At 55.9% G+C, this 11,478-nt stretch carries 8 protein-coding genes; 1 reads left to right on the plus strand and 7 read right to left on the minus strand.

Going from position 1 to position 11,478, the window contains the following annotated elements; translation table 11 throughout:
* Window positions 1–52: 52 nt before the first annotated feature.
* A complete protein-coding gene (locus KVT38_RS10760; RefSeq protein WP_217593718.1) occupies window positions 53–5,455 on the minus strand; it encodes a DUF4962 domain-containing protein in 5,403 nt (1,800 codons plus the stop codon).
* A 321-nt stretch (window positions 5,456–5,776) separates the two neighbouring features.
* Between KVT38_RS10760 and KVT38_RS10765 the strand changes: the two genes are divergently transcribed.
* Complete coding sequence (locus KVT38_RS10765; protein ID WP_217593719.1) at window positions 5,777–6,694, plus strand: aldo/keto reductase; 918 nt, start codon at window positions 5,777–5,779, stop codon at window positions 6,692–6,694.
* 85 nt (window positions 6,695–6,779) lie between these two features.
* Here the strand turns inward: KVT38_RS10765 and KVT38_RS10770 are convergent, their stop codons facing one another.
* The 6 genes from KVT38_RS10770 to KVT38_RS10795 all read right to left on the minus strand — a co-directional run.
* Window positions 6,780–7,295: an SRPBCC domain-containing protein gene (locus KVT38_RS10770; RefSeq protein ID WP_217593720.1), complete on the minus strand. Its 516-nt coding sequence runs from the start codon at window positions 7,293–7,295 to the stop codon at window positions 6,780–6,782.
* 27 nt (window positions 7,296–7,322) lie between these two features.
* Window positions 7,323–7,679 (minus strand): ArsR/SmtB family transcription factor, encoded by a 357-nt coding sequence (locus tag KVT38_RS10775; RefSeq protein WP_217593721.1) that lies wholly within the window; start codon window positions 7,677–7,679, stop codon window positions 7,323–7,325.
* Between the two features lie 193 nt (window positions 7,680–7,872).
* Window positions 7,873–8,256 (minus strand): RidA family protein, encoded by a 384-nt coding sequence (locus tag KVT38_RS10780; protein ID WP_217593722.1) that lies wholly within the window; start codon window positions 8,254–8,256, stop codon window positions 7,873–7,875.
* A gap of 242 nt (window positions 8,257–8,498) precedes the next feature.
* Window positions 8,499–9,527, minus strand: coding sequence for a M14 family zinc carboxypeptidase (locus tag KVT38_RS10785; protein WP_217593723.1), 1,029 nt, complete (start codon window positions 9,525–9,527; stop codon window positions 8,499–8,501).
* Window positions 9,528–9,669: 142 nt separating this feature from the next.
* Complete coding sequence (locus tag KVT38_RS10790; RefSeq protein WP_217593724.1) at window positions 9,670–10,533, minus strand: RNA polymerase sigma-70 factor; 864 nt, start codon at window positions 10,531–10,533, stop codon at window positions 9,670–9,672.
* Window positions 10,511–11,478: FAD-dependent oxidoreductase (locus KVT38_RS10795; protein WP_217593725.1), on the minus strand; the 968-nt coding region annotated here is incomplete at its 5' end. The genes KVT38_RS10790 and KVT38_RS10795, both read right to left, overlap by 23 nt.

Below are 11,478 nucleotides of genomic sequence, written 5' to 3' on the forward strand. Positions count from 1 at the left end.
GATGGAGAAGCGCCCCTCGCATGAACAAAGGGGCGCCATCCTTGTAAATACGTTATCCGTTAATCCGTTTCGCAACGAACGCTAGATCTTCGATATCAACGGCGCCGTCACCGTTAATGTCGGCTTTTTTGACCACGCTCCAGTCGGAGCTGGCGGTCGTTTTGCCGTAATATTTGGTGATTCCGATGAAGTCTCTCAAGTCGAACTTTTGATCCGCGAACATATCGCCCGTCGTCGCCGTAATCCGGTGCGATTCGAACGCGGCGATCGCTGCGCTCAGCTCCTCCTGTGCCGTCTGCTTCTGCGCCTCGGTCGCATCAGCCTGATTGAACACAGCCTTCGCGGCTTCGATGGCCGATGTCAGCGCCGCCTTCAGTCCTGCAAGCGTCGTGCCGAAGAAGGTACCGTTTGTCGTTCCTGCGACAGCCTGGTCGCGCGTCGACTCCGCTTGCGCGATCAACGCGCCGAGCGCATCTTGACCGGAAACGTTCACTTGCGCCGAGCTTGCCGCCAGCGCGGTAAGTACGCCGGCCTCCGTGGAAACCGATCCGGCCGAGCTCGCGAAGCTTGCTGCACCGCTAGGCGCATCCGCCTTGACCTGGAACTTTAAGGTCAGGAAGGCGGAATCCGTCGGCAGCGCGCCGCTTCCGGTTCGCCCTGTCAAAATGCGCAGCTTGCCGGCCGCCGCATCATTCGTAACGATAACCGCTTGCTGTGCGTAGTCTTTCACATATTCGGTATAAGCGAATTTAGTCGGATCGTAAGCGAGCGTAAGGTCCGCGCCGGCGGCTTCTTCTACTTGGTCAAGTTTTAATTGAACGCCGAAGGTTTGCCCTTTGCTGACAGCGCTTGCGCTTGGCGTCAGCTTGACGGACGGCTCCGAAGCCGATTCCCTTTTGACCAAGCCAATCCAGTCCAGATTCATCGGCCCCTTGACGTTCCACATCTTAAGCTCAACCTGGCCCGCAGGCAGCGTTGTGCCGGTGTGGATGGTCAGTGCTCTCCAGTACGACGGGTCCGTTCCCCAATCGGGATCCCCTTTGGCGTTATAGGTCGTCGGCGCTTCCGCCGAGTAGAACTGGGTACCTAGTTGAATGAACCGTGTCGTAAGCGTCCCTGCGGGCATTTGCCAGCCCGCTACGTATTTCAATACAACATCGTATTTACCGGCTTCAGGAACGTTTAATTTCCACGTAATATTTTGACCGGCAGTAGCCCAATTACTGACTCCCGTGCCCCCGGACAACCCAGTCCGCGTATACACGTTGAACGAGCCGTCCTCGGTGTTGAAGAAGCTTTCTGCTTCCGCAAATACCGTCAATCCGTTCTTAATATCATCGTAGTTGCTGGCAACTTCAGTCGTAGAAAGTCCGCCGCTATCTGCGCTGCGCAGCTTGATGGTACCCGACACATGAGGCAGAACGATCCCGGCATTTTGGCTTAAGTAGATGACCGGCTTGGCCATGCTGACTTTATCGAAGAACAAGCCGGGCGGCGCTTCGAGCACTTCATACAAGCCGGCGGCGTTCGGCAAGGTTCCCCAAGCTGCCTGACCTCCGTGACCGTCGCCGTACGTAGATAACGTGACTGAGGAAGCTTCGCCGTTGATTACAACCGGATAGGAAACGGGTGCCATCGGAGCGGGAGCCGGAATGTTGCTCAACAGCAGCTGATGCTGACCTGGCTCCACATTCAGCGTTATGGTGCTGCCAGCCGTATCCCAATGTACGCCGCGTGAATAAACGGCTTCCGTCACACTGCCGCCCTTTGGCAAGCTGCGGTACTTTTCGTCAAGAACGGTTGTAACACCCGATTTGTGCAGGCTGACTTGATTGTCCTTCATGCCGGTGATGGACAGCTCGTCGCCCGAAAGCGCGATCGTGGCCGGCTCTGTGCCGGAAATCCGCGTAACACCGTCCACCACCAGCTTCGTACCGCCGACCAAAAGGATGGAATCGCCTTTTACCGATGCGGCAATACCAACAAATTGAATGGCGCCGGCATCGACAACACCGCTATGTGCGTTTCGTACATAAACGTCCGTTCCATCGGTAAAATGCAGCTTCCGGTATGTGCCATGATCCTCGGCGGCAATTTCCTGAGGCGTAGTGCCCACCTGGTAAGGCACATAGGTCGAGACGATCGTGGCAGCTTCTGTTTTTGGCGTGACAAACCCGCCATGCTGCTTTTTCACGCCGTTGAATTGTGCGTCTCCTTGAGGTTCTCCGGGCGGCCGTTCAACGCCGTTTGCATCCTCGTACTTATCGGTTACGGGGATCATGTCTAAGCCGGGATAATAAAGCTTCACATCCAAGGCCGCCTGATTTTTGACGATCGTCGCGCGGCTGTTCGCTTTGTCCAGCGTTAAGCTCTTATCGGCATGCAGCCAATATTCAAAGCTGGATCCGCCCGGCTCGCGCGCGTTCAAATTATCGACGATTACAAAGGCGCCCGGCTTGACGTAGATGACGCTTCGCTGGGCCAGATCCAGGCCAGGCTTGGTTGGATCGTTATAGACGTTGTACGCCGTAGTCGCGTCTCCGACCGCCGCATCGAAGTCTTTATTCGTCGCAAAGCCTGTAATTTGTCCGGAAGCGTCTCGATCATCCGGTTTCTGGCCTTTTTTGTTGTCGTACGTAATGGCGTTTTTGGCGAAGGTCTGTTTGTCGTACAGGATATTATGATCGCTTGAGTAGCTGTCGTAGAACCCTCCGTCAACGGTGAGGTCCTCGCCGAAGGCTCTGATAATGATGGCATTCTGATCCGGGTGTCTGTGATTGAAGCTGCCGTAAGGGCTGGATTTGAAGAAAAGCGATATCCGCTTCGGATCCAATAAATTGGAATGCATCATCACTTCGCCGATTTGATCGAAATATTTGGCAGTCGGCATTTCCACCGGCGGGCGCGCCTTTAAACCGGTGTCTTCATATAAATAGGTAAATTCGTTGACATCTTCGTAAGGGTATAGCTGGGCATACCACTGCGCTACCTCGCTTTGCGTCATCTGCGCATTGCGTGTCGAGCTGCCATGGACGTATTTCCGTTCGATGCCGTAGGCGTTTTTGCCCTCAATAGAGTCTCCGAATTGTCCGGTTTTCTGACCGAAAGGCAAAGAATAGAACGGGTACAAATATTCATGGCGGTTGAACGCCTTATCATAAAGGCTGAAGCCCGTAGCGGCATAGAGGGTATCAACGAACCTCTTGTTACTATTGGTGGAGAATTGCCAGTAGCCGATGCCGTTGCCCCAGCCTCCGTCCTCGCCGCCCCAAGTAGGCGCCAGATTACTGTAGGCCGGCACGATCTGTTTAAACCACTCTTGCGCATCCTCCGAGACATTCGAACCGTTGACCTCGATATCGTCATGGAGCAGGGCAATGGCGATTGCGCCCAGGAATCCGAATACCGTCCAACCGTGCGAATCATGCGGTTTCGCGCTGATCGGATTCTGACCGTATAAGACGTCGTTCGCTATGATGGTCGCCCGATCATGCACCATCTTTAATACGGTTTCCCGCTCCGTCTGGCTAAGCGTATCATACAACCAGTCATAAGCTGTTGCGCCTGTTAAAGCGATATCTCGATGAATCCCGTCATTGACCTTATAGCTTGTCAGACCTGTTTTCGTGTTCCACGAAGCAAGATGCAGCAGCCTCCGTTTTGCGAAGTTCGCATAATCGGGATCCTTGGTGATTAAATAGATGAAGGCCGCGTTCATCATCGGGTTCCTTACCGCATCTTTGACCTTTAGAGGATCATCTGGCTTTGTCGGTTCGGGTGGAAGCGCCTCCGGTCCTTTCGTAGCTTCGTCCTTCACTCGTTTCTCGACAAGCGCTTTAATGGCGTCGAATGTTTTTTTGCCGCCATCGTCTTTTCTCGCGCGGAATTCGGCCAGATTGTCCGGCGTAGTCAGCATACGCGGGTGCTCGGCAGGCACGGAACTCAGCAGCTCCGAAACAGACGGCACCACAAAGGGTACATAATTCGCGTCGATCCGAAACTTCAAGGCTTGGCTCCATACCGACCAGCCTGCAGGTTTATGATATCGGACTCTCCAAAAGTAGGACTGTCCGCCGGCAAAGGTCTGCGGAACGCTATGATAATTGGTCTCTATATCGCTTTTCTCATAGACCATGGATTGGAATGCGCTGTCGCTAGCTACTTGCAGCTCATAAACATCGGCGCCGTCGATGAAAGGCCATCCGAAATCCGGCGGGTTTTGCGTGGATACAAGATGGTTGCCGGGTTGAAACCGACGTGAATAGCTGTCCTGCTTGGCCGGCCACACCAGCGAGCCGTTAGCCGGAGGCGTCGCGGTCGGCGTCACGGTCGGTGTCGCGGTTGGTGTTGCGGTTGGTGTCGCGGTTGGTGTCGCGGTTGGTGTCGCGGTTGGTGTAGGGCTTGGCGTCGTGCTGCCTACCGTAAGACTTGCCTGATCGAAATAGATATCGGACGTCCCTGAGCCCGTTGAAGACAATTCGACCTGGATATCGGTTGTCCCGGCCGGCGGCTCGGTCGTTATCGTCAAAGTCTCCCAGCTGCCGGTTCCGGTCGTTTGCGCTTCCAACGCTTGATGGCCGAAGGACCCCATGAAGTGCATGACCAAGGTTCCGACACCGGAGAGCGCCTTCGCTTTTACCGAAGTCGTATAGGCGCTGCCGGAGACGAAAGGTGCCGTCACGCTCTTCACGCTGTAAGCATCCGAAGTGGAGTTATCCAAAATGCGCAGCGCCTTTGCGCCGTGCGTCGAATTCGCGGCGTTCGTTACTGTGGCGATACTGGACGTGATTCCGTGATCGGTAGCGGTCCAGTTAGTCGGCCTGGCGCCTGTCTCGGCTTCAAAGCTCGGGTTCATCAGCCATTCGGTCGTCTTAAACGAGGCGTCGTCCAGGTAGACCGTTCCGATACCGCCAAAACCGCTCGGAACGACAAGGACGACTTGGATATTAACGACGTCGTCCGTCGGGGTACCGCTGAACCGAAGCGTTTGCCACTCTGTTCCGGTTCCGGAGGAATTAACGCCTGTTTGCGTCATGGGACCGTCAGTCCGGTAATACCGGACGATCATGGATACTCCGCCTGCTTCTACCCTCGCCTTAACGCTAACGTCAATAGAAGCGCCGGGCGAATAAGGAATCATTTTGCTGTACAAACCCGCTGCAGCACCGGCAGCGCTGTTGTTATCCGTAAACTTGACGCTGCGTGTCCCTTCCGCAACCGGGTCGGTGACCGACTCGACGGAAACGTTCTCCGGATTGCCCTCTGCATACTTCGTCCAGCCTGTCGGCATACTGCCTGTCACCTGCTCAAACCCGGGATTGGTGAAAAGCTCGGGGCCCAGGTTTCCATTGGTAGCGCTTGCAAGTTGAAACGTAAATAAATTCAGAATCATGCTTAAGCTCATTACGGCAACCACTGTAGCAGAAATTTTTCGTTTCCAGTTACGAAGAAACAATCGATTCGCCTCCCTTAATGATTGAATGGCCAATCAGCGACAATGCTTAGCCGTGCACCTCCTTGGTCAAATTAAAGATTTTGGCAGGGATGCTCGTGATGTGTATTGATTTTAATGCCGCAAAAAGACGGGTTGATATCATCAAATTTTTAAATGTTTCACGATTTGTTAAGAGAGTGATAAATGATGTGATAAGTGATTAATGTTCACAGCCGAATGAACGCGCTAAAATAATAAACGCGCGTTCGCTTGGCGAATGGACGCATTAGCGTTATGATAGTGCCGTAAACGATACCTAAACCAAGGCAGGAGGCATTCGAAGTGAGAACGATTCAATTGGGGACAAGCTCTCTTGAAGTACCCGTCATCGCGGTCGGCTGCATGCGCATCAATTCGCTGGAGAAGGCGGAGGCCGAGCGCTTCGTTCAAACGTCGCTCGAGGCTGGCGCGAACTTTTTCGATCATGCCGACATCTATGGCGGAGGCGCTTGCGAGGAAATCTTCGCCGATGCCATTCATATGAACGACGACATTCGCGAGAAGATCATTCTGCAGTCCAAATGCGGTATCCGCAAGGGCTCGTTCGACTTTTCCAAGGAGCATATCCTGAATTCGGTCGACGGCATTCTGAAGCGCCTGAACACCGACTACCTAGACATTCTGCTGCTCCATCGCCCCGACGCGCTGGTCGAGCCCGAGGAAGTCGCCGAGGCGTTTGATAAGCTTGAGAGCGCTGGCAAAGTCCGTCACTTCGGCGTATCGAACCAGAAGCCGATGCAGATCGAGCTGCTGAGGAAGTACGTGAAGCAGCCGATTGTGGCCAACCAACTGCAGCTGAGCATCACGAACGCCAACATGATCTCGAACGGCGTCAACGTGAACATGGAAAACGAGTCCGCGATCGACCGCGACGGCAGCATCCTGGATTATTGCCGCTTGAACGACATCACCGTTCAGCCTTGGTCGCCGTTCCAGTACGGGTTCTTCAAGGGCGTATTCCTCGACAATGAAGAATTCCCCGAGCTGAACGCGAAGATCGATGAGATCGCGAAAAAGTACGACGTCAGCAACACGACCATCGCGATCGCCTGGCTGCTCCGCCATCCGGCGCGCATGCAGCCGGTTACCGGCACGATGAACGTCGAGCGCCTCCTCGACTGCGTCAAGGCGAGCGACATTCAGCTGACGCGCGAAGAGTGGTACGAGATTTATCGCGCGGCAGGCAACATTCTGCCGTAAGGCGTCTGCCTCACTATAGGCTGCGCATCATGACAAAAAAGGCGGGCCGCCGTATATCGGCGTCCGCCTTCTTTATCATCCGAATTTACTTGACTGCGTTCAGGCGCTCCTCGAGACGATCCCACGTCTCTGTGATGCCTTGCAGCATGCCCATGTCCATGACGGTCTTGAGCGCTTCCGCGGACGCGTACTCGCCGCGGTTGACCAGCTTCGTCTTGCCGCCGACGTCGATGAACGCCAGCGTGACTTCAGTGGACGGCATCGCATCGTTCGTGTTGCCCTCGGCATCGGAGAAGTAGTCGACGTACACGATCTTTTCCCCATCGACGATCTCCTTGTATATCGCCTTCCCCCACGACTCCATGCCGTAGAACTGGCCCTGGTTCGGATCTTCGCACTTCATGCAGTAGTGCCACACGCCGCCCGGACGGAAATCGATGTTGCACACCGGTACTTCCCAGCCTCGCGGTCCCCACCAGCGCTTCAGATGCTCGGCTTCCTTGAACATGTTGAACACGAGCTCGCGCGGCGCATCGAACACGCGCTCCAGCACCAGCACCCGATCTCCTTCTACTCTCGAAACCATCGCATTGTTAGACATTTAAATTTCCTCCTCGGTTTTTATCGATTATTCGGGGTCTTCCGTTCGTTCCTTGTCCTGCAGTTCCCGCAAGTAGTCGTCCAGCTTGTCGAACCGTTCCTCCATCAGGCGGGTAAAGGTGCTCGACCATGTCTCCAGCGCCCGGAACGGTTCGGGACGCAGCCGATAGATCCGCCGGTTGGCGTCCGCCTTCACTTCTACGATCCCGCTCTCCCCCAGCACCTTCAAATGCTTGGAGGCTTGGGGCTGCCGCATGCCCAATCTGTCCGCGATCTCGCCTACGGTGAGCGGGCCGTCGCGCAGGAGCTCGACGATCTGCATGCGGTTCGGTTCGGCAAGCGCAGCGAGAGCCGTCATGTCCATGCCCGGCCGATGTCCCGACATGTCGTTCACCTCGTTCACTTTGTGATCATTCCGGTGTCCTCATCCCCTTCGCCTTCAGGTTATCTTCCTGATGAGATAAATATACACCATAAGGAATATTCCTGTAAAGGAATATTTAAAAGAAATTTAAAGCCGCCCTATTCGGCGGCTTCGTGCGCGGCTAGGCGCAGGGGATGCAGGCCCCAGATGGCGCTCAGCCGCGGTACGCGACGCAGTCGATCTCGACAAGCGCGTTCTTCGGCAGCTTGCCGACCTGGACCGTCGCGCGGGCAGGCAGCACGCCGCCGTCGAAGTAGCTCGCGTAGATCTCGTTGACCTTCGCGAAGTCGTCCATGCTGTCCAGGAAGATCGTCGTCTTCACGACGTCGCCGAGCGAGAGGCCGGCTTCTTGGACGACGGCCTTCAGGTTTTGCAGCACGCGATGGGTCTGCGCTTCGATGCCGCCTTCGACGATGGCCCCGGTGGAAGGGTCGAGCGGGATCTGACCGGAAGCGAACAGGAAACCTCCCGCGAGCACGGCTTGGGAATAGGGCCCGATGGCGGCGGGCGCCTGGGCGGTGGATACAGCTTGGTTCATTAGGGGGATGCCTCCTCGATACCTCGTAAAGTGAGCGCCTTCTACTGCCTGCGGACGTTTCGCGCGGGGAGCGGCGCAGTCTCTCCTTTCCATCCTATATGCCCGGCGCGCTTCGCGCAACCTCAGCTGTGCCTGTCCGCCAATATTGGATGGCGGATCCCTCTCTTCGCCTTCGGCATCATGATCGGCAGCGCCACTTCGCTGGCCTCGGTACATTTCGCATTTACCTGCACATGCCCGCTTTACACTCGTGCCCGCTCCTCGAGCGCGAACCGGAACATCTGCTCGAACAGGAGGAAGTGGCAGTCGAGAATCTCGTCCGGCGTGAAGCGCAGTCCCGGCCCGTCGATGCCCATGTTGGACTCGTACGTCATGCTGAGACCCCCGCATACTTGGTGGACCGCGGTGGTCAGGTTAAACGACGGATAGGGGTACGTCTCCCCGTCCTGCACCATCTGCTCGACGACGTCGAACGGCAGTCCCCGCACGCGGTGCGTTTCCGCCATCCGGAGATTGAAGGCCTGCTGCCTGCGCTTGACGTCGACCGGCAGGTACGGGATCCATGGGAAATGCACCGCCGTGTCGGCGCCCCCGTGCAGCGACATGTGGAAATCGACCGCCTCGCGATCCGCCAGCCTAAGCAGCGCGGCCGACTCCTTCGCCATCGGCGCGAAGAAGTTGTCGTGCATCATGTTGACGCCGTCGTCGTTGAAGTAGGAGCCGAGGAACGCCGAGGCTTCCTTGATCGGATGAACCGCCTTGCAATCCGGCCACCGGCAGAGGGTGCCGTCCTTCCACGAACCTTGCATATAATAAACGAACTGCTCGTACGGCACGCCGATCAGCGAATCGACAGGCAGGCGCGCACGGCCGTCGGGATTCATGCAGGGAATGAGCAAGAGCCGGAAGCGACCCGCGTTTTCGTAAATATAATCATGCCGCCGCCCCCGGTAATCTTCGCCGGTCTCGAGCAGCCGGATCAGGTTCATGACGCCGACGATGCCCTCGAGCTCCCCGCCGTGCACGCCGCCGACGATGAGGAGCACGGGCCTCGCGTCCTCGCCTTTGTTCGCATACTTTGAAGGATCGCGCGCGCCGCAGGCCGAGCTGTAGTTCGCCTGCCGGCCGAAATCTTGCTTGTCGCCGTACTCGGCCAGATAGACGCTGCGGCCGCCCGCTGACGGAGTCAGCACGCTCGCTCGGCCGCGGCTCAGATTCGCCATCGCGTCCTCGATATCCGCCAGCTTCCCTTTCCAGAACGATGCTTCCAAGATCGATTCCTCCTGCGACCGTTATCGTTACCGCTGTTTGTTCTCCTGTATTATGCGGGCGCGCCGAGGAAGACGCTTTCCATTTTCCGCTTCGTTTTTGAACATTTCAGCGATGGCCCTTTTTTAGTTCGTCATCGTCATCCTAAAGATGTCTTAACTTATCTGGATTGGCGACCGTATAGATCGCATCGATCTTATGATTTTTATAAGCAAAAGAATAAACGTATTTCACCTCTTCACCCAGACGTATAAGGATTCCGGGGTGCCCGTTCACCAAAAGGAACGAGAACGTCAATTGACCCGCATGCATGAGGATTGCGTTTTGATGAAGCTTCAGCACGTTTTCGAACCCGACGACAGGCACTTGCGCCGCTCTTACTTTGCCTCCGCCGTCCGAGTAGAGCACGACATTTTCGCTAACCAGTTCAAGAAGCTTCGCCGTATTTCCTTGCAGCATCGACTTCACGAATTCCTTGATCTTCTCCTCCGCGACGGCAACCGACGGCTGCCGCTCCGGGTCGAAGTGAATGCTCTTTTTGGCGCGATGGAAAATTTGCCGGCAATTTGCGCTGCTTTTATCGACGATCGCGGCAATTTCTTCAAACGAATAGTGGAAAATTTCCCGAAGAAGAAAAACCGCTCTTTCCGTGGCGCTCAGCTGCTGCAGAAGAAGGAGATACGCCGTGGAAATCGACTCGGACCGCAAATAATGGCTGGAGGGATCGTGGTCCGAATCTCCTTTTTCGAGGAGGGGCTCCGGAAGCCATGGACCGACGTACATCTCTCGTTTTTTGGCCGACGAGCGCAGAAGATCGAGACAACGATTCGTGACGATTTTGTATAGAAATGCCCTTTCGTTGCGGATGTTCCCGACATCCGGCAGCCCGCCATAGCTCAAAAAGGCATCCTGCACGATATCCTCCGCGTCCATGGCGCTGCCGAGCATGCGATAGGCCAACGAAAACAGCTCCGTTCGATAGCTTTTATACGATTCCTCTATGCTCATATAAGGTTTTCCTCTCCTTCCCCTTGAGGGCGAGCATATGTTGTACGGCTCTTTTAGCGCTGGCCGTCGCAGCGTCGACCAAAACTTCACCGTGCGACGCCCATTCTCCTGCTACATATAGTCCTCGTACTTCCGGGACGGCGGGCCCGGGGTTTTCAAGACGTTTCATATGTGCAAAATCGTGACAAACGGTCATTTTCGGAAGATACTGCTTCACGATCAATTGATCCCGCCATCCCGGCTGCATCAAATCCAGCACGCCCTCCAGCTCTTGCAGGTCCTTATCCGGGTCCGTTTCTTTCCCTTGGTACTTCACGAGCGATACGACTTGCGCGCCATCGTCGCTGAGATGCGCCGCGCGCGAATAATTGCTGAAGAGCACCGTCTGATCGACGCCGTAGGCAAACTGATGTTTAGGCTCGGATAGCCGCTTCAAGGCTACGTCCAGGCAGGCCGCCGTGACTTCGATCGCTTGTTCGTTCCATTTATGCAGGGAAGTCTTCTCCGCAAAGGGCACCAGCTGATTGGCGATCGAAGGCGATGTGGCCAGGATCACATCGTCCGTATCGAATCTCGTTCCGTCTTCGCAGACTACCTGCCGCACAATCCCGCCCCGCGTATCGAGAGAAACGACCTTGGCGCTCGTTACAAGCTGCACGCCCAGATCGGCTGCTTTTTGCCGCAACTGCTCGATCAATTCGCCCCAGCCGCGATCCAGGTACAACGCGCCTTTCAGGGCATTCTGCAGCTGCCTCAATACGGGACCGGCCGCCGGCAAATCCGGTCCGGCCACGTAACTGGCGGCGCGAAGCAACGAATAAAAGATGTTGCGCACCATCGGATCCCGCATATTCCCTTCGACCCATTCGCGGATGCTCATCCGGTCGAACGGACCGGTATCCGCTTTCGACACCTTCATCAGACACGAAGCGTACTCCATCTTTC

It is taken from the genome of Cohnella sp. GbtcB17 (assembly GCF_019091135.1).
Lineage (GTDB): Bacteria > Bacillota > Bacilli > Paenibacillales > Paenibacillaceae > Cohnella.